Origin of the sequence: Pontibaca methylaminivorans (genome assembly GCF_900156525.1) — a bacterium.
Lineage (GTDB): Bacteria > Pseudomonadota > Alphaproteobacteria > Rhodobacterales > Rhodobacteraceae > Pontibaca > Pontibaca methylaminivorans.
Window position 1 is genome coordinate 214,171 of the sequence record NZ_FTPS01000001.1, and the last position, 18,197, is coordinate 232,367.

General features: G+C 62.7%; 21 protein-coding genes, 1 tRNA gene and 2 pseudogenes. 12 read left to right on the plus strand and 12 right to left on the minus strand.

Going from position 1 to position 18,197, the window contains the following annotated elements; genetic code table 11:
- Positions 1-501: 501 nt before the first annotated feature.
- The 8 genes from B0B01_RS01095 (at position 502) to B0B01_RS01125 (ending at position 6,593) form a co-directional block, all read left to right on the plus strand.
- Positions 502-1,701: a tyrosine-type recombinase/integrase gene (locus tag B0B01_RS01095; protein ID WP_076646512.1), complete on the plus strand. Its 1,200-nt coding sequence runs from the start codon at positions 502-504 to the stop codon at positions 1,699-1,701.
- Entirely contained in the window at positions 1,698-2,534 is an 837-nt protein-coding gene (locus B0B01_RS01100) for a hypothetical protein (protein ID WP_076646514.1), read from the plus strand. The genes B0B01_RS01095 and B0B01_RS01100 overlap by 4 nt, the downstream gene beginning before the upstream one ends.
- Before the next feature lie 44 nt (positions 2,535-2,578).
- Positions 2,579-2,794: a helix-turn-helix transcriptional regulator gene (locus B0B01_RS01105; protein WP_076646516.1), complete on the plus strand. Its 216-nt coding sequence runs from the start codon at positions 2,579-2,581 to the stop codon at positions 2,792-2,794.
- 98 nt (positions 2,795-2,892) lie between these two features.
- Positions 2,893-3,774: a DUF7146 domain-containing protein gene (locus tag B0B01_RS01110; RefSeq protein WP_076646518.1), complete on the plus strand. Its 882-nt coding sequence runs from the start codon at positions 2,893-2,895 to the stop codon at positions 3,772-3,774.
- A 170-nt stretch (positions 3,775-3,944) separates the two neighbouring features.
- The gene (locus B0B01_RS13350) at positions 3,945-4,385 is read left to right on the plus strand and encodes a transposase (protein WP_234967675.1); all 441 of its coding nucleotides are present in this window, start codon (positions 3,945-3,947) and stop codon (positions 4,383-4,385) included.
- A gap of 11 nt (positions 4,386-4,396) precedes the next feature.
- On the plus strand, positions 4,397-4,564 hold the full coding sequence (locus B0B01_RS13355; protein WP_234967676.1) for a hypothetical protein: 168 nt from the start codon (positions 4,397-4,399) through the stop codon (positions 4,562-4,564).
- Positions 4,565-4,740: 176 nt separating this feature from the next.
- Positions 4,741-5,253 (plus strand): integrase core domain-containing protein, encoded by a 513-nt coding sequence (locus tag B0B01_RS13500; protein WP_268802036.1) that lies wholly within the window; start codon positions 4,741-4,743, stop codon positions 5,251-5,253.
- A 26-nt stretch (positions 5,254-5,279) separates the two neighbouring features.
- Positions 5,280-6,593, plus strand: a complete 1,314-nt coding sequence (locus tag B0B01_RS01125) for an SAM-dependent methyltransferase (protein WP_200805394.1) — start codon at positions 5,280-5,282, stop codon at positions 6,591-6,593.
- Between the two features lie 191 nt (positions 6,594-6,784).
- On the opposite strand, the gene B0B01_RS01130 is transcribed toward B0B01_RS01125, so the two are convergent.
- Genes B0B01_RS01130 through B0B01_RS01140 form a run of 3 tightly spaced genes read right to left on the minus strand, consistent with a single transcriptional unit; the run spans position 6,785 to position 8,793 of the window.
- Positions 6,785-7,456, minus strand: coding sequence for a hypothetical protein (locus B0B01_RS01130; protein ID WP_143732995.1), 672 nt, complete (start codon positions 7,454-7,456; stop codon positions 6,785-6,787).
- 26 nt (positions 7,457-7,482) lie between these two features.
- Complete coding sequence (locus tag B0B01_RS01135) at positions 7,483-8,538, minus strand: fatty acid desaturase (protein ID WP_076646524.1); 1,056 nt, start codon at positions 8,536-8,538, stop codon at positions 7,483-7,485.
- A gap of 48 nt (positions 8,539-8,586) precedes the next feature.
- On the minus strand, positions 8,587-8,793 hold the full coding sequence (locus B0B01_RS01140; RefSeq protein WP_076646526.1) for a cold-shock protein: 207 nt from the start codon (positions 8,791-8,793) through the stop codon (positions 8,587-8,589).
- A gap of 338 nt (positions 8,794-9,131) precedes the next feature.
- Here B0B01_RS01140 and B0B01_RS01145 point away from each other — a divergent pair, with 338 nt between their 5' ends.
- The 3 genes and pseudogenes from B0B01_RS01145 to B0B01_RS01155 all read left to right on the plus strand — a co-directional run.
- Positions 9,132-9,551 carry a CopG family transcriptional regulator gene (locus tag B0B01_RS01145; RefSeq protein WP_076649977.1) on the plus strand — a complete coding sequence of 140 codons (420 nt, stop codon included), beginning with the start codon at positions 9,132-9,134 and terminating at the stop codon, positions 9,549-9,551.
- A gap of 27 nt (positions 9,552-9,578) precedes the next feature.
- Positions 9,579-10,667 (plus strand): extracellular catalytic domain type 1 short-chain-length polyhydroxyalkanoate depolymerase, encoded by a 1,089-nt coding sequence (locus B0B01_RS01150; RefSeq protein WP_076646528.1) that lies wholly within the window; start codon positions 9,579-9,581, stop codon positions 10,665-10,667.
- Between the two features lie 244 nt (positions 10,668-10,911).
- A pseudogene (locus tag B0B01_RS01155) lies at positions 10,912-11,421 on the plus strand (IS110 family RNA-guided transposase); the annotation flags it as partial.
- Between the two features lie 87 nt (positions 11,422-11,508).
- On the opposite strand, the gene B0B01_RS01160 reads toward B0B01_RS01155, so the two are convergent.
- Positions 11,509-12,638, minus strand: a protein-coding gene (locus B0B01_RS01160) for an IS3 family transposase (RefSeq protein ID WP_200805395.1) whose coding sequence is annotated in 2 segments (ribosomal slippage) — positions 11,509-12,365 and positions 12,365-12,638 — 1,131 coding nt in all. Because the reading frame shifts where the segments join, the coding sequence is not laid out codon by codon here.
- A gap of 89 nt (positions 12,639-12,727) precedes the next feature.
- Between B0B01_RS01160 and B0B01_RS13365 the strand changes: the two are divergent.
- Positions 12,728-13,132 (plus strand): annotated as a pseudogene (locus B0B01_RS13365) (transposase); the annotation flags it as partial.
- Positions 13,133-13,536: 404 nt separating this feature from the next.
- Here the strand turns inward: B0B01_RS13365 and B0B01_RS01175 are convergent.
- The 8 genes from B0B01_RS01175 to hisD form a co-directional block, all read right to left on the minus strand.
- Positions 13,537-13,611: transfer RNA gene (locus B0B01_RS01175), tRNA-Phe, on the minus strand.
- A gap of 71 nt (positions 13,612-13,682) precedes the next feature.
- Positions 13,683-13,889 carry a DNA gyrase inhibitor YacG gene (locus B0B01_RS01180; protein WP_076646534.1) on the minus strand — a complete coding sequence of 69 codons (207 nt, stop codon included), beginning with the start codon at positions 13,887-13,889 and terminating at the stop codon, positions 13,683-13,685.
- A gap of 13 nt (positions 13,890-13,902) precedes the next feature.
- Positions 13,903-14,922, minus strand: coding sequence for a ribonuclease E/G (locus tag B0B01_RS01185; RefSeq protein WP_076646536.1), 1,020 nt, complete (start codon positions 14,920-14,922; stop codon positions 13,903-13,905).
- Positions 14,919-15,497 carry a Maf family protein gene (locus B0B01_RS01190; protein ID WP_076646538.1) on the minus strand — a complete coding sequence of 193 codons (579 nt, stop codon included), beginning with the start codon at positions 15,495-15,497 and terminating at the stop codon, positions 14,919-14,921. Before B0B01_RS01190 ends, B0B01_RS01185 begins: the two co-directional genes overlap by 4 nt.
- A gap of 68 nt (positions 15,498-15,565) precedes the next feature.
- Positions 15,566-15,784: a translation initiation factor IF-1 gene (gene infA, locus B0B01_RS01195; RefSeq protein WP_005620785.1), complete on the minus strand. Its 219-nt coding sequence runs from the start codon at positions 15,782-15,784 to the stop codon at positions 15,566-15,568.
- A gap of 129 nt (positions 15,785-15,913) precedes the next feature.
- Positions 15,914-16,399 (minus strand): arsenate-mycothiol transferase ArsC, encoded by a 486-nt coding sequence (locus B0B01_RS01200; protein ID WP_076646540.1) that lies wholly within the window; start codon positions 16,397-16,399, stop codon positions 15,914-15,916.
- Entirely contained in the window at positions 16,400-16,879 is a 480-nt protein-coding gene (locus B0B01_RS01205) for a UPF0262 family protein (RefSeq protein ID WP_076646542.1), read from the minus strand.
- Positions 16,880-16,885: 6 nt separating this feature from the next.
- A complete protein-coding gene (gene hisD / locus B0B01_RS01210; protein WP_076646544.1) occupies positions 16,886-18,187 on the minus strand; it encodes a histidinol dehydrogenase in 1,302 nt (433 codons plus the stop codon).
- Positions 18,188-18,197: the final 10 nt, after the last annotated feature.

Sequence of the window (18,197 nt, forward strand, 5' to 3'; positions counted from 1 at the left end):
TTCCGTGCCCCGGAAGGCGGGCCGGTTGCACGGGCGGACGATGCGTCAACGCGCCCAGGCCGCCATTCGATCCGCCCGGCGCGCGGTCCGGGCCGCACCGTCACATTTCTGCCGGGCCCGAACCGGAGAGAGGGGCGCCCGTGCCGGTTGCCTCATGTCCAAACGGCGCTCTGACGCTGCAACCTTAAGCCAGCCTTAACCAGAGTCGCGCGCATCGTGATTGCCGGCCCGCCCGTTTCCGATGGCAGGGCACTTGGGCCGGCTGCATCGCATGGGCCAGATCGCTGGTTTTACTGTGAATTCTGCAAAAGTGGTGCCCGGGGGCAGCATTGAATGCATCTATATGTAGTTATCAGGCGTTCTCCAGGTCGATCACTTTTTTAACTGTATCATGTCATTACGTCATCTTGCGCTATCGTCCACACTCAGGCAATATCTCCTCATACTACATGTTGTTTGTGGGCCAGTTCATGGGCTGGATTAGCAGCGAAATTTGTGGGCATGGGCAGGGAATTGAACAGGCTTGCCACGAAAACAGTGCAAGCCCTTGGAAAGGGTAAGTTTTGCGATGGCGGTGGGCTATGGCTGACAAAGGCCGACCAGCGGCGGGGTAAGTGGTCCTTCCGCTTTATGATGGCGGGCCGCGCACGTGAAATGGGCCTGGGCATCTGGCCGGATACGTCGCTGGCCGAAGCACGGCGCAAAGCCGAGGATGCCAGAGCCAAGACGCGCGAAGGACTTGACCCCATTCTTGAGCGCGACCGTGCTCGGCGCGACATGCGGCGCAACCTGCACCTCTTGGAGGACGTGGCGCGCGATGCGTTCGAGGCGCGAAAGGCCGAACTCAAAGGCGACGGTAAGGCCGGCCGCTGGTTCAGCCCGCTCGCGCTCCATGTCTTGCCCAAGTTGGGCAAGATGCCGGTGATCGAGGTCGATCAGATCGCGATCCGCGACTGCCTCGCGCCGATCTGGCACAAGAAAGGCGACACGGCCCGCAAGGCCGTGAACCGGCTAAGTATCGTGCTGCGTCACGCGGCAGCGCTCGGGTTGGATGTCGACCTGCAGGCGACCGAAAAGGCGAAGGCGCTGCTCGGAAAGTCGCGAGCCATATCGCGCAATATCCCGGCGCTACCATGGCCCGAGGTGCCGGGGTTTTACGAGAGCCTGTCCGATGGCACGGTGACGCATCTGGCGCTGCGGCTGCTGATCCTGACCGGGGTGCGCTCCGCGCCGTTACGTTTCATCCGCGAGGAGCAAATCGACGGAGATGTGTGGACGATCCCCGCCGAAGCGATGAAGGGCCGCAAGGGCGCAACGGAGTCGTTCCGAGTGCCGCTCTCGGCCGAAGCTCTGTCGATCATCGACGCGGCGCGGCGCCACTCTCGCGATGGTTTCCTCTTTCCCTCGGTACGCAAGGGCGTGATTTCCGATGCCACCATGTCGCGGCTGATGGAGCGGCGGGGCATGGAGGCCCGCCCGCATGGTTTCCGCTCGAGCCTGCGCGATTGGCTCGCCGAGTGCACCGATGCCCCGCACGAGGTCGCGGAGACCATGCTCGGGCATGCGACGGGGGGCGCGGTCGTGAAAGCCTATCGCCGCACCGACTTCCTCGAGCAACGCCGAGCGCTGCTGGAACGCTGGGCCGGACATGTCACCGGCGGCGCCGGACAGGTGGTGAAACTAGCAGGAGCAGGAAAATGAACCACAGCCAAACACCCGCCCCGTGGCGGAAGATCGTTGAGGAAAAAGATTGGAGCAGTCTCGATGCTTATTGGCGGTATGCGCGCCAAGGCGAGGCGGCAGATATCCTTGCGGCCCTGCGCCGCGCGGTCGGAACGACAAAGATCGTCAACGGGGTCGAGCACGACATCATTGACCGGGAACCAGCAGAGGTTCCGGCCGATCTCGTCGGGGCTGCCGAGATCCTGCGTGAGGGAGAGCTCGAGGCCTACGCCATGGGCGAGGACGTATATCTCCAGCCCTATCGCGAGCAATGGGCCGAGCTTTCCGGGCAGGTTCTCAAAGACTGCCGCGAACTCGAGGCGCTCCCCGAGGTGACCGAGGGCGACGCATCCATGTCGCGCCAGCTCCACGCGCGGGTGGCCCGGGGCGAGCTGGCCTGGATCAACCGCATTCTCGCGGCCATGCTGGTCGCGGATGACGATGATCCAAACGATGATCCCGCGCTCGACGCGGCGCTGCAGGAGCACATGGCGACGGTCGCAGTGAAAGCCTTCATCGCCGGGCAGCATTTCCGCGCGGCTCTGGGCAAGGTGCATGAGGTAGATGCCATCCGTGGCGAAATTAATCTCGAAGCAGCCGAACATGGCGGCGAAGTAACTAGTTTGCTGAACAAGGATAATCGAGAACGCATCATGGCTCGCATGATAGACCTCATCCGCAATGAAGGGCTGAATGTGACTAGCGCCGCTTGGGCATGCGCGGCCGAGGGGCTCGCCTCTCAGTCAGCCGTCCGATCCACTTGGTACCGGCACCGGAAAACTGTGGCAACCCCGCCACTGCCACAGACTTGATCTGATAACGCTCAGGCATCTTCAATCAATCGGAGGTGCCTTCAATGCAAATCCTCGACTCTCAATTGCAACCCGATCCACTGCTCACGGCCCGCGAGGTCGGTGCGATGCTGGCGATCAGTCTTCCGAGCGTCTTCCGCCATGTTGCTGAAGGCAAGCTACCGAAACCGATCAAGCTGGGCGCTTCCAGCCGTTGGCCGCAATCGGAAATCCTTGCGGTGATCGAGGCTGCCAAGGTCGCTCGCGAGAGCGCAAAGTGAAACCCCCGCCGGGTCGGGCGGGGGCGTGGTTTTGCGGCTTTGGAATATCCGCACCCTAGCGTTTTCCGCCTTCCGGCTCAAGCCGAGAGGCAAAACTGATGACAATTTACGAAACTGACGTGAGGGCCATTACCGCCGCCCTCGGCGGCAGGTGGTATGGCCGCTATGGCGCAGCACCTTGCCCGGTCTGCCAGCCCGAGAGGCGCAAGGAGCAGAACGCTCTTACCGTTGCCGAGCGCAATACCCGCCTGCTGCTGCACTGCAAAAAGGGCGGTTGCCGCTTCGAGGATATAGCGGCGGTGCTGGGGCTGCGCTCTGGCGGATATCGCGACCCCGATGCAGGCGTGGTCACCCGCCGCAAGGCCGAGCAAAAGGCTCAAACCGCAAGGCGTGAACGGCAGGCACTGCGGCTCTGGCGCGAGGCGCTGCCGATTGAGGGCACGCCCGCCGAAACCTATCTGCGGGGCCGGGGCATTACCTGCGACCTGCCCGACACGCTGCGCTTTCACCCGGAATGCTGGCATGGGCCAACCGCTCGGCGACTGCCTGCGATGGTGGCCCATGTTTCTGGTGCCGAACGCTTCGCGGTACATCGCACTTATCTGGGCTCGGATGGTCGCAACAAGGCAATGGCTGAGCCGAGCAAGATGATGCTTGGCCGCACTCTGGGCGGCGCGGTGCGCCTCGTGGAGGGGCCGGACGGGCTGGCGGTGGCCGAGGGCATAGAAACTGCCTTGTCGCTCGCCTGCGGGCTGCTGCGCGGGCGCCCAAGCATATGGGCGGCTCTGAGCGCCGGCGGTCTCGTTGCCTTGCGACTGCCGGACCGTCCCGGCAAGCTGATCATCGCCACGGATGGCGACAGGGCCGGCCATGAGGCCGGGTACCGCCTTGCAACGCGCGCCCATGCGTTGGGATGGCAGGTGTCATTGCTGCGCCACGTCGCATCATTGGGGCCGGGTCGCGCTGTCCCATGGCCATGAAGTTCGGCTGGTGCCAGCGGCCTACGTGAAGCCTTTCGTAAAGCGCCAGAAAAACGACAAAGCAGACGCCGAAGCCATCGCAGAAGCAGCCTCGCGCCCGACCATGCGTTTCGTGGCCGTGAAGAGTGCCGAGACGCCGCGCGGTGGCGTTTCGAACGCATCAGTGCCTCGTGCGGCAGCGCACGCAGCTGATCAACGCGCTTCGGGGACATCTGGCCGAGTTCGGCCTCGTGGCGCCAAAGGGGCCGGCGAGCCTGAAGGTGCTCGAGAACGCGCTGGCCGACGAGACTAGCGATCTGTCCGAGACGGTTCGGGAGATGGGCGCGATATACCTCGAGCAGATCGCGCGGCTCACCGAGGTGATCGAACGGCTGGCGGACGAACTCGAGGCAGCATCGAAGACAGATGCACAGTTGCGTCGGTTGTGCACCACCCCTGGGATCGGCCCGGTTACCGCAGGTGCGGTCGCGGCGTTTGCACCGGACCTCGACACGTTCGACAGCGGACGCAACTTCGCCCCCTGGCTGGGCCTGGTGCCCCGGCCACCGGCGGCAAGACCAAGCTGGGTTCGGTCAACAAGATGGGCTAAACCGACATTCGCCGCCTGCTGATCGTCGGCGCCATGAGCGTGATCCGCTGGGTGGTTCGCAAAGGCGGCAGTTCGAACCGTTGGCTGGCTGCGCTGGTGGCGCGCAAGCCCAGGATGGTCGCAGCGGTGGCGCTCGCGAACACGATGGCCCGCATGGTCTGGGCCATGACAACGAAACAGGCGAATTATCGGATGGCGTGACCCGAGCCCGGGACGGGCGACGGCACGGCATGGCCGCAAGGCCGGGGTGAGCGATCGACGAGGAGTAGGCGACACGGACTTCGAAGTTCAAGGCGGGAGATTCAGCCCCGGGGCTCGAGCGCTTGCAGCTCTCTGAACCGATGTGAACCCAACCTTCCGAACAGCATGACCCGCCCGTGGCGTCATGGAAGGCCACGCTCAGAGGCCTGACACACGTCCGATCGAAGGCCCCGCTGAAAATCGAAGATTATGCTTGCCAAATAGGGGGCATCCACACACGCCCCATCCATTCCGATTGCGCAGACCTGAAAACTGCCCTTCGCCAGATCAATCGCCAGCATGCTGATCGGTGTCGTCATCGATGTGCCCTCCGTTTGGTTCTGATCGAACCATCATGGCATACAAGATGCCGCTGGGTGGGGGCATCCACCGCATCAGTTCAAACCAACGCGTTCATCGAAGAGTTCACCGGCCGGTTCCGTGCCGAGTGCCAACACGCGCACTGGTTCCTGATGCTTGCAAATGCATCCGAAAAGCTGGAGGATCGGCACAGATACCAGAAGGATGATCGATGCCACAGCGCCATCGGATACAATGTTTCAAGCGCACTGCACTTCCCGCCGGCATCACCAGCCCGCCATCGTGATAAAACCCGGAACCTCCGGTGTCGGGCGGTCCAAAGCTGGTAGGCAGGACAGGCCGGGCAGGACTCTGATTGACTGCGAAGGAAAACCCCCAAACAGATCGTTTGGAACAAGCCTCCGTCCCCTTTGTTCTTGAAATGACTTATCACGCGAGGAACCAGTTTCTGATGCTCTTTTCAGCAATTCTCCGATCCTTCATTCAGCATGGAAGCTTGGAAATTATCAGGCCAAATGGTCATCGGCTGACATTTGGCGATGGCACGCCACCTCACGTAGCCGTTCGGCTGAGCACCGGGAAAATCGCGGCTACCCTCTTCCGGAATCCTGCGCTTGTACTTGGCGAAGCCTATATGGACGGTCGGCTTATCATTGCGCATGGCTCCATTTATGATTTCCTTGACCTATTGGCGCAGAACCTTTCCAGTAGCCCCGGCGGATTCTGGTATGGCTTGAGCACGCGCACGCAGCGGGTAAAGAAGCGGGCAACCAGCATCCGACGCGCGCGACGGAACGTTGCGCATCACTACGATCTGGATGCCAGACTCTACGATCTGTTCCTTGACGACGACAAACAGTATTCCTGTGCTTATTTTCGGAAAATGGATGATGGTATCGACCTGGCGCAGCTGCAAAAGAAACAGCATATCGCAGCCAAGCTATACCTTGACCAACCCGGATTGCGGGTACTTGATATCGGCTGCGGCTGGGGAGGAATGGCTTGCTACCTGGCTGAGAACTTCGAAGCCGAAGTAACCGGAATTACGCTAAGCCAGGAGCAGTATGAATACTGTCTGAAACGAGCAGAGAATTCCCCCGCGCGGGTACGGATAGACTTCAGGATGCTGGACTATCGGGAGCTGGCCGAGCCCTATGACCGGATTGTTTCTGTTGGCATGTTCGAGCATGTCGGGAAACGTAGCTATCCGGAGTTCTTTGCGCAGATCCGTAATCTTCTGACCGAAGACGGTATTGCCCTGATCCACGCGATTGGATTTTCAGATACACCGTCGCCGATGAATCCTTTTATGCGCAAATACATCTTTCCGGGTGCCGATGTGGCCTCATTATCCGAGGTCTTCTCCGTGGTCGAGCCGAGCGGGCTGCTTGTCACCGATCTTGAAATCCTGCGCCTGCATTATGCCGAGACGCTGCTGCGCTGGCGGCAGCGGTTCACTGCGCAACGCGAAAAAGCGGTGCAGCTCTACGATGAAAAGTTTTATCGTATGTGGGAATTCTATCTTGCAATGTGCGAAGTCGGCTTTCGTCGACAGGCGCTCATTGTTTTCCAGATCCAGTTGGCCAAACAAATCGACCGTCTGCCCATTACTCGCGACTACATGTTCGAGACCGAACGTGAATGGACCAGTGAGCATCGTGCTCAATGATATGCTTGGCGTCCCACCGTGACCCGTGCCGTGCCGTGCCCTGCTTGCGTCAACGTGAGCAGGGCAGGTGATCGTTCGATGCGCGGCGCTTTCGTCCCTCGGACGGCCGAGCGGTCGATGGTCAGGCTTCGCGTGTTGCTGATCAGACCGCACCGACCGATTATCCGCATACGGAAAACAACTTGTCCAAGTCACAGGGCCAACCGGACCGCCTCCCGCACTTCCGCGTAGAGTATCCAGTGTCCCTGATCGCCCTCATTTCCAGGCTCATTCCGGTAACCGAGATGGGCAGCGCCCTCGGGATCGCCGGAGATTTCGTTCGTTCCGGTGTCAAGCGACAGGTATTCACCGATCAGGTTGCCGGCAGCAATAAAAGACCTGTTGGCCGAGGTCCGGGTTTTATACCCTGCTGCATATGCCATGCGTGCGTCCGTCAGCCCGTCTTCTCCTGACAGCGACAAGGCCGTCAGCATGGCGCGCTGGGGCTCTGAAAGCACGACCTGGCGCATCGCCTCGACATATTCTTCGGTGCTCGGCACGGCAAGGCCCGTCTTCGGATTCCTGCGCCGGTTGTCGATCCTGCGGTTTTCTCTGGAGTCAATGACCTCGTGCAGGGCAGCGATGGCCGCCTCCTCCGTCGCACCGGTCGCTTCGGCGATCATGCCGCGCACCTTTGTTGGTGGTTTCGGAAAAGCGCGTGCGACAAATGTTCCCGCAAGCCAGCCCGACTTGATCTGGTACCGGCTGTGTTCTCCCAGCAGGATGGTCGGTGGCCTGGTTGGCTCCGGCTTCCTTTTCTTTGTCGTGCTCTTGAGCAGATTTTGACCCGCTTGCAAGCGGCCTGCCGAACTGGACTGTGCCATCGGAAATCCTCTTCTGATTTGTGACTTCATGTCTGTTGAAGCCCGGATTGAGGTGCGAGACGCCGAGCCGCGGCGAAGGAAACGAGCCTTCGGTTCCTTTCGTCCCAGAGTGCGAGGCGGGCACAACGTAGACTTTCCCGAAATGTCACGCGTGCCGCATCTGCCGCGCTTTTGTGATCGCGCAGGACCTCGGGCAAACGGTAGAACGGGATCCGGCTGGCCAGATGATGGATGTGATGCACGCCGATATTCGCCGTGATCCACCTCAGAACCGGTGGCAGGTCGTAATGCGAAGACCCGTGAAAAGCGGCGTCCTGCACAGACCACTCGGCGTTTCTGTTCCAGGACGTCTCCTCGAACTGATGCTGCACATAGAACAGCCACATGCCGGCCGAGGCAGCCAGCAGCATCATTGGAAGGTAGACGAAAAGCAGCACTGACACGCCGCCGAGCAGATAGAGCGATGTAAGCATGGCGGCGATTGCCGCATTGGTGCCAAGCGCGCTGACCCAGGGGCGCCAGCCGGATCGCATGAGGCCCACCGGAAGGCGATTCTGGAGGAAGAATATGTAGAACGGGATCATCCCGAACAGGATCGCCGGGTTCCGGAGCAGTCGATATAACCCGCGCTGGAGAGGCGGTTTCGCGCGGTATTCGGCGACCGTCAGGGTCGGGATGTCACCGGTGCCGCGGCGGTCGAGATTCCCGGTCGTGGCGTGATGAATAGCATGTGTCCGGCGCCACACAGCGTAGGGAGTCAGCGTCAGAACGCCGATGATGCGGCCAACCCTGTCGTTCCACTTCCGGCTGGGAAAGAAAGACCCGTGACCACAGTCATGCTGGATCATGAAAAGACGTACGACGAAGGCTGCATTTGCCAATGACAGCAGGACAGAGAGCCATGGACTGAGGGACAATGCCGCCCAGGAGAGCGCAAAGAGCGCCGCAAAGGGCCAGGCCGTAACGGCGAGTTCAAAGCAGCTGCGCGTCAGGATCGGTGTACGATAGGTGACGAGTCGACGCGTCCAGCCAGCCGCTGCATCCTGAGATGCAGACGGCGGAGGCTTGGGGACCTGTTTCATGTGCGAAGGAATGCGACGGGAATTGAAGGGTCCATCGCTATATCCAAATCAGGCAAGCGCGAGATTGGTTGCGCTTTCGCGACCGTCGCGGCCTGTCTCGACATCAAAGGTAACCTTCTGGGCATCGGCAAGGCCGGTAAGGCCGGCGCGCTCGACGGCAGAGATGTGGACAAAGACGTCCTTGCCGCCCGTTTCGGTTTCGATAAAGCCGAAGCCTTTGGAATTATTGAAAAACTTCACGGTGCCATTGGCCATTTCCGTGATCTCCTGTTCAAGATGCTGCCCGCAGAATGCGGCAGCCCGGCAAAGTCAGACTGAATCGATCAACTGAGAGCCGGATGAACGGAAGCAGTGGTTCGAAGAGAACAACCTAAGCTCAACACATATGGACTGCCCGAGCGTGATGTACAAGGGGATGAGCACGAGATGCGGTGAAAGCGCTTGCTGGTGCCCGCCGATACCTCGGGCCGGGGAAGATACTCGCAGTTGTGCATGACCTAACGTCATCCTGACCAGGGCCCGGAAAGGCATCGACATCCTCTTGGAATACGCCATGCACCACCCATATACCATCTATAAAGATGGAGTATGCCATGGCAGCCAACGTTACCCGAATACGCGACCGATTGCCCGTCAATGAAAAGATTACCCTGAACCTGGGCTTTGTCGATCTGGGGCGCATCGACCTTCTGGTGCAGGAGGGGTTCTATTCCAACCGTAGCGATTTCATCCGCACAGCAATCCGCAATCAACTGGGCGTCCATGATAAAGCAGTCGCAAAGACGATTGAGCATCACACCATGGATCTGGGACTGCGGGAATATTCGCGTGACGAGCTGGAGACTGCACGCGCGGCAGGGGAGCTGCTGCATATCAAGGTTGTCGGCCTGGTCCGCATTGCAAAAGATGTGACGCCTGCGCTGGCGCTGGAGACGATCGGCTCGATCACAATACTCGGCGCGCTTCAGGCCAGCGAGGCTGTCCGCACCGCTCTTGCAGCACGTATCAGATAACAACCCACTTCATACAAGGCACATGACATGAAAGTCTTCGATGCCGACGCCCTGCGCCGGAAAATAGGCGGCGCGGGCGCGGGCCCGTCATACTCCGCAAATTTGGTACGCGATACCTTGGCAAGGCATGGCCTGATGCCAGGGCATGCTGAAGCGGCGGGCCGCATGGCGCAGCCCGGCGCAGTGCCAGCGGGCCTGCTCGCCGGGCTGAACATTCCCTTTCCTGGCGCACCTCAGGTCAGCCCAGCTCCAGCCTGCCCGGAAGGCGCAAGCTTTGACAGCCGGACCTTCGTCTGCGCCGAGGGTCGCCGCACCTATCTCACTTATGTTCCAGCGTCGCTCGCCGATCAGCCCGCCGGGATCGTGGTCATGCTTCATGGCTGTACCCAGACCGCTGCTGATTTTGCCACCGGCACTGCGATGAACATCCTGGCTGAACGCGACGGATTTATCGTGGTCTATCCCGAGCAGGAGCGTGGCGCGAATGCACAGACCTGCTGGAACTGGTTTGCGCCCGCGGATCAGCAGCGGGATCATGGCGAGCCCGCAATCCTTGCAGGTATCACGCGCCATGTGATGAAGGAACATACCGTAGGACCAGAGCGCACCTTCATCGCCGGACTCTCTGCCGGCGCCGCTATGGCCCTTATCATGGTCCAGGCTTATCCTGACATTTTCGCAGCTGCAGGCCTGCATTCGGGGCTGCCCTATGGTGCGGGCCATAACGTGCCGTCGGCATTCGCCGCAATGAGCGGCCAAGCCAATGGAGCCCGGGCGCCGCTGCCGGCAGGCGAGACAGTGCGTCTGATCGTCTTTCACGGCAATGCGGACCACACTGTCCACCCCTCGAACGGGGCGCAAATCATGCAACAAGCTCTGGCCGCGGTGCCGAAGGGGACCGCAATCATCGACACGACCGGCACGCGAGCAGGGCGGGACTTCGACTGTCAGATCGCGACAACGCCAGAAGGTCTGATCCTGCTCGAAAGCTGGGTCGTCGATGGGCTTGGCCATGCGTGGTCAGGTGGAGATAGCCGGGGCTCATATACTGATGCACAAGGACCGGCAGCCAGCGATGAAATGGTGCGGTTCTTTTTCGCGACTGGCCCGGGCTGAGCAACATTGCGGCTGTCTGCCCGCGATGTGCTCATTTCGCTCATGACCGTACTATGAATGAGCATTTAAAATGTGACACAGTCTGGCGCTCCTGTGGATGAACGATGCGAGATTTTGGGTGATGCCGGCAAAGAGGACGTTTTTCGCCGTCAGCACGGTCGCCGCTCCCCCCTTTATGGATGGCCCACCCCTCCCGCCGACACCGGTGTAGGGTGTCGGTGTTCAAAGGAGGATGGAGCGAACCATGAGCATAGTGATCCTTGGCATCGACCTGGGCAAGAACAGCTGCAGCATAGTCGGCCTCGACGCAAACGGTGTGGTGATTGTGCGGCGGCGGATGTGACGCGACGGGGTGATCGCGTTTGCCGCAAAGCTGAGGCCATGCACGATGGCGATGGAAGCGTGCTGCGGCGCCCATCACATGGGCCGGTTGCTGGCGGAAGTGGGGCACGAGGTACGGTTGATGTCGCCGGAGTATGTGCGGCCCTACATCAAGGCGCAGAAGAACGATGACCGCGATGCCGGGGCGATCGCAGAGGTGACGACCCGACCCACCATGCGCTTCGTCGAGCTCAAGAGCGAGGAGCAACTCGACTTCCAGACGCTGTATCGGGTGCGCGACCGCTTGGTCGGCGATCGCACCTCCCTGACCAACCAGATTAGGAGCCTTCTGCCGGAGCGGGGTCACATCGTGGCGCAGGGCCATGCCCGGTTGCGCGTCGCACTCGGCGAACTGCTGGATTGCGGCGCCGGCTGGCTGAGTCCGCGCATGGCGTTCCTGAAGTGGTCCCACCTTATCGGACAGTTTTGCAGCTGCACTAAGGTGTATCGGGTTTAGGATTCATGCTGCTTTGTGCTTTTCCAGATCGGCCCAATATGCTTCGTCCGGCGTTTGCCGATCAAGCGCAGAATGGGGCCGCTCGGTGTTGTAGAATGCCATCCAGTTCTTGACGACCCTCCGGGCCTGGAAGCCGTCGGTAATCTCTTCGAGATAGATCGCCTCCTGCTTTAGGCTTCGCCACAGCCGCTCGATGAAGATGTTGTCGAGGTAACGGCCCCGTCCATCCATTGAGATGCGCACGCCTGCCTCGGTCAGCGTGGTGATCCAGGCCGATCCCGTGAACTGGCTGCCTTGATCCGTATTCATGATCTCGGGCGGGCCGTATTTGGCGATGGCCTCGGTCAGCGCATCGACGCAGAAGTCGGCGTGCATCGTGTTGCTGAGCCGCCAGCTCAGGACCTTGCGCGAGGCCCAATCCATGATCGCCACGAGGTAGAGGAACCCATTGCGCACCGGTACGAAGGTGATGTCAGCGCACCAGACCTGGTTGGGCCGGTCTATTTGCATCTTTCTCAACAAATACGGGAAGACCGGATGCTGCGGGTGCGGCTGACTGGTTCTGGGACGTTTGTAGATTGCCTCCAGCCCCATCCGCGTCATCAATCGCCTGACACGATGACGGCCTACGACAACGCCCTCCCGGCGCAGATAGGCCGCGATCTGGCGGCTGCCGAAGAACGGATACTTGGTGAACACTCGGTCGATCTCTTTCATCATCGCCAACGTGTCCGCGTCGATCCCGACCGGCGCGTAGTAGAACGCGGATCGGCTGAGCCGCACCAGCTTGCACTGCTGGCTGATACTGAGCTGCGGGTGGTCCCGTTTGATCATCGCGCGTTTCTTCTCCGGGCTCACCGCTTCAGCCCTTCGGACAAAAAATCGTTCTCGACGGCCAGCCTCCCGATCTTGGCGTGCAATTCCTTGATCTCGGCCTCGGTTGGCCCGTCTGGCTTGCCGCCACGGGCAAACACATCAGCCATCCCCTCGACCGCTTGGCGTTTCCATGTGCTGACCTGGTCCGGATGTACCTGGTGCTTCGCCGCGATCTCCTGGATCGTCTTGTCGCCACGCAGCGCTTCCAGCGCCACCTTCGCCTTAAACTGGTCTGTGAACTTCCGGCGTTTCGCCATTCTCGTATCCCTTCAAAGGTTTGGGATACACCTTAGCCGGCTGTCCAGTTTTCTGGGACCACTTCAGCCTGCTGGGAAATATGCGGACGCGTGGGGAGGAACTGGATCGTTGCGTCGCCGCCTTTGACGCTGAGTTCACAGCCATGGCCCGGCCCGACGACCGGGCGCGCCGACTGACAAGCATTCCCGGTATCGGCGCGCTGAACGCCACCGCACTGGTGGCCGCAGTCAGCGCCGCGACGACTTTCGACAAGGGGCGCGACCTCGCAGCCTGGTTGGGTCTCGTGCCCCGCTAGGCTACTACCGGGGGGGGGAGGCCGAAACTCCTGGGGATCACGAAGCGTGGAAGCCGGTATCTTCGCAAGATGCTGATCCAAGGTGCGCCATCGGCCATGCCGTCGCTGGCCAAGAGCGACACGGCAGTTGGAGCCTGGCTGCGTGGACTTCTCGCCCGCGCGCACCCCAATGCCGCCGTCGTCGCTTTATGCAGTCGCCGACCAAATCATGACGAAGGCGAACCTGCCGGCTTCTTACATGACACTGCCTACGGCCGGGAGTGGCGACCTCATCACGACACGCTTTCGATGCACATCCCGCACACTTCCATATCATGGACCTGCGCGGCGCAACGATCGACCACGCGCAGCGGTCCTGCATGAACCAGCATATCTTGCGTAATCTCGACGCCGCTGTGTATCGTCGCTGGCGCCAGTCGCTTAAAAGACATGCGACGATTAATGGAAATTGCGATGCTCGGAGAGGCGGAGAGGCCACCTTGCTTAATGTTCGGGTCCGGTGATGTCCCGCCAGACAATCGCCGCATTGTGGGCTGATTTGCGGGCTGATCAGGTGCCGTTTCGCTTAAGCTCCTGAAATCACGGGGTATCCTGGAGTATAATGGTGCCCGGGGGCGGAATCGAACCACCGACACGAGGATTTTCAATCCACTGCTCTACCCCTGAGCTACCCGGGCACGGGAAGGGCCGTTCGGCCGCTTGGGTGCCGGCGTTCTAGGCGAGGGCCGGAGCGGTGTCCAGTGCGTTTTTACCGCAGGTGGCCGTCACTTGCCCGGGGCGGCGCGGGGCCCTCGTCGTCTTCGTCCGGCCGGATTTCCGCCGCCGCCTCGGCGGGCTCTCCCGCGATCGCGTAGCCGCCGCGCAGCCAGCGGTGCAGATCCAGATCGGCACAGCGGCGCGAACAGAACGGGCGCCAGCGTTCTTCTGTCGGGGCGTGGCAGATCGGGCAGGACATGGGCGGCCTTCGGTCAGGTTGGAATGTCATGGAGCGGCTGGCGGCCGCGCTTGCGCTGGAGTTCATAATGTCCAAGCGGGGTCCAGCCGACAAGAGCGGTCTGTTCGCCATCATCGCGGAATGCGGCGCGCAGGGCGTTTTCGAAAGCGGCCCGGTCGCGGCGCGGCATCGGCGCCGGGTCGATCACGATCTGCCCGCCAAGGCCGCGCAGCCGCAACGCGCGGGGAAGGGCGCGGGCGCAGGCGATATTGGCCTTGAGCCCCGCCGCGGGCGAAAAATCGCCACCGGTGTTCACGTCCACGGCCACCAGCGCCCGCGTCGGTTCGATGAAGATCGCGCCGCCGCCGGCCAGCGCCTCGCGCGGCGAGCGCAGCGCCGCGAGCGCATCGTTCACGCCGTGACGCTCGAACGCGCCGGGGCGGTCGTCGGTCTCGGCACGATCCCATTCGCGGGCTGCGAGCGCGTGGGGGCCGGGGGCCGCGACAAGGCACGCGGGCTGTGCGGGACGCGCGGTCAGCACGGCTTCGGCCAGCGCGAGCAACTCGCCGATTTCGGCGGCAATCACCCCCTCCACCGCGCCGGCGGCCGCGGAGCGCAGGATCAGCCCATGGGCCACACCCGCCATCGCCGCCGTGGCGATGTCGCGCAGGCGGGCCCGTTTATCGGCATCCGTGATCCGGCGCGACAGGCTGATGCCCGGTGCGCCGGGAGTAAGGATCGCGTGGCGCCCCTTGAACCGCAGCCGCGTCGTGACCGGAAAGGCCTTGCCCGGTTCGGCATGGGCGCTCACCTGCACGGTCAGGGCCTGGCCTGCGGTCATGCCCTTCGCATCGCGCAGATAGGCCGCCCCGTCGCTGGTGGCGAGAAAGGCTCCGTGTCCGCCCGGCCCGACCCGTTCGACCCGCGCGTGATGGATCGCCTCGGGCGCGGGGCCATCGGTGGCGATGAGGATGTCGTCAAGCTGCCCGTTGCGGATCAGCGCCGCCGCCTCGCGCCCGTTGATCCTGTCCAGCGCGATCAGCCGCCCCGTCACGATCCGGGCGCCAGCAGCGGATGGCCCGCGGCCTGCAGCAGCGCCGCCGTCTCGGCCAGCGGCAGGCCGATCACGGCGCTGCAGGAACCGCTCATCCACGGAATGAAGGCCGCCGCCCGCCCCTGGATCGCATAGCCCCCGGCCTTGCCGGCCCATTCGCCGCTGGCGAGATAGGCGCCGATCTCGGGTTCGGAGAGGCGCTTCATCCGCACGGTGCTCATGACCGTGCGCTGCCAGTTCCGCGGCCCCCGCCGCAGGGCAAGCGCGGTGATCACGCTGTGCCGCCGCCCGGAGAGCATGCGCAGGAAGCGGGCGGCCTCGTCCTGATCCGCGGGTTTGCCAAGGATGCGCCGCCCCATGGCGACGGTGGTATCGGCGCAAAGGATGATGTCATCCGGCGCCGCGGTGATCGCGGCAAGCTTTTCCGCCGCCATCCGTTCGCAATAGGGACGTGGCAATTCGCGCGGATGCGGGGCCTCGTCGATTTCGGGAGGACGGATCGCATCGGGTGTGATGCCAAGCTGCGCCAGAAGGTCGAGCCGCCGCGCGCTCCCCGATCCGAGGATCAGCGCCATCTGTCCGCTCCCGCGCCCTGACAGGGGCCGCGATCAAAAGCCGCCTGGGGAACCGTCACCGGGCGGAATTACTTGAAGCGGTAGTTGATCCGACCCTTGGTCAGATCATAGGGGGTCATTTCGACCTGCACCCGGTCGCCGGCAAGAACGCGGATCCGGTTCTTGCGCATCTTTCCTGCCGTATGTGCGATGATTTCATGGCCGTTTTCAAGCTCGACCCGAAACGTCGCATTGGGCAGGAGTTCTTTCACGACGCCGGGGAATTCGAGCGTGTCTTCCTTGGCCATGTTGTCTCCATCTCCAGCAGGGCGCCGATACCGCGCCCGCGCTTAAATGGCCATAAATCACGCAATTTTCAAGAGCCAAATGCCGCGCCGCGGAATCCGGGCCATCGGTGCGGGAATCAGGGGGCATGATCAGTGCGGGGAAGAGCGACGGGCCCGGCCGGAACCGATCGGCTCGCCCCAGCGGGCCTTGAGATGGGCGATGATCTGGTCGCGCGCCTGACGATAGTGCACGAGCTTTTCCTCGCGCGTCTCGCCCAGCCCGGTCGGGTCGAGGATCGGCCAGTAAACCACGTCGAGGTGATAAAACCGCGTCAGTTCGAGCGCATGGCGCTGGCTCGCCGGGGAGAGCGCGACAATAAGGTCGAAAGAGCCGAGGTTGTCGCCCCACTGCTCCATCAGGTCGAAGGAGCGCACCCGGTGGCGCGACAGTTCGACCCCGATCTCGGCGCAGACGGCGATGGCAAAGCCGTCGATCTCCATCTCGCTGTTGACCCCGGCCGATTGCACATAGGCGTCGCTTCCGTAGAATTTCTTCATGATGCCTTCGGCCATGGGCGAGCGCACGGCGTTGTGATCGCAACAGAACAGCACCGACTGGGGAAGCGGCTCGGCCATTCAGCCCCCGAAATGCAATACGCAGACCAGCGTGAACAGGCGGCGTGCGGTGTCGTTGTCGATCTCGACCTTGCCGCTCAGGCGCTCCTGCAGCACGCGGCTGCCCTCGTCGTGAATGCCGCGGCGCGCCATGTCGATGGTTTCGACCTGGCTCGGCGGCAGGTTCTTGACGGCCTCGAAGTAGCTTTTGCAGATCTGGAAGTAATCCTTGACCACCTGCCGGAACGGGCCGAGCGAAAGGTGGAACTCGGCCGCTTCCTCGCCGGCTTCGGTGCAGACATCGAACACCAGCCGCTTGTCCCGGATCGAAAGCTTCAGCCGATAGGGCCCCTCGGGCACCGGGCGGGCGTCGCGCGGCGGCAGGACAAAGCTGTTCTCTTCCAGCAGGTCATAGATCGCGACCTTGCGTTCCTGCTCGATTTCGGGGGTCGGCGGGGGCAGCCCCGCATCATCAAGGGCAATATCGACGATATGCGACATGGGCAGTTACCTGTTCAGATGATCGAGACGGGCGCTCACCGAGAGCCCGTGTGCCTCGAGGCTTTCGGATCGCGCGAGCACCGCCGCCGCCGGGCCGATGCGGCGCAGGGCTTCGGGCGTCATGCGGGTGAGCGTGGTGCGCTTGAGGAAATCGAGAACCGACAGACCCGAGGAAAACCGGGCGGAACGCGCGGTCGGCAGCACGTGATTGGGGCCGGCGACGTAATCCCCGATCGCCTCGGGCGTCCACTGGCCGAGAAAGATCGCCCCCGCATGGTGGCACTGCGCGGCCAGCGGCTGCGGGTCGGAAACACATAGCATCAGGTGCTCGGGCGCGATGCGGTTCGACAGCATTGCCGCCTCGTCGAGGTCACGCACAAGGATCACGGCGCCGAAATCTCGCCAGCTCGCCGCGGCGATGGCGCGCCGCTCGAGCCGCTCAAGCCGGGCCTCGACCGCGCGCGTGACGGCGGCGGCGAAATCCGCGTCATCGGTGATCAGGATCGACTGCGCGCTTTCGTCATGTTCGGCCTGCGCCAGCAGGTCGAGCGCGATCCAGTCCGGGTCGTTGTCGCGGTCGGCAATCACCAGGATTTCGGACGGGCCGGCGATCATGTCGATCCCGACCTTGCCGAAAACGCGCCGTTTCGCGGCGGCGACATAGGCGTTTCCCGGGCCGGTGATCTTGGCCACGGGACGGATGGTTTCGGTGCCGTAGGCCAGCGCGGCGATCGCCTGCGCGCCGCCCACGCGATAGATTTCATCCACCCCGGCGATCCGCGCGGCCAGCAGCACCAGAGGGTTGATCGCGCCATCCGGCGTCGGCACCGTGACCACGAGCCGCCCGACCCCGGCGACCTTGGCCGGAATTGCGTTCATCAGCACCGAGGACGGGTAGGAGGCAAGCCCCCCCGGCACATAGAGCCCGGCCGCGGGAACCGCGCTCCAGCGCCAGCCGAGCGTCGCGCCCGAATCGTCCTGCCATTCGGCATCCTCGGGCCGCTGGCGCGCGTGATAGGCGCGGATCCGCTCCGCCGCGATGTCGAGCGCCTCGCGTTCGGCCGGTGGAACCTGCGCGGTGATCCGGTCGATGTCCGCATCGGAAAAGGCAAGGCCGTCCGGCTTCAGGGTCAGGCGGTCGAACCGTTCGGTGTATTCGATCAGCGCTGCATCGCCGCGCGCGCGCACCTCGGCGATGATCGCGGCGACGGTTTCGTCCACATCGGGGCTGTCCTCGCGCTTGGCGCCGAGCAGGGTGGCGAAGCGGGGCTCGAAATCGGCGGATTTGGTGTCAAGCAGGATGGCCATGGTTCCTCCA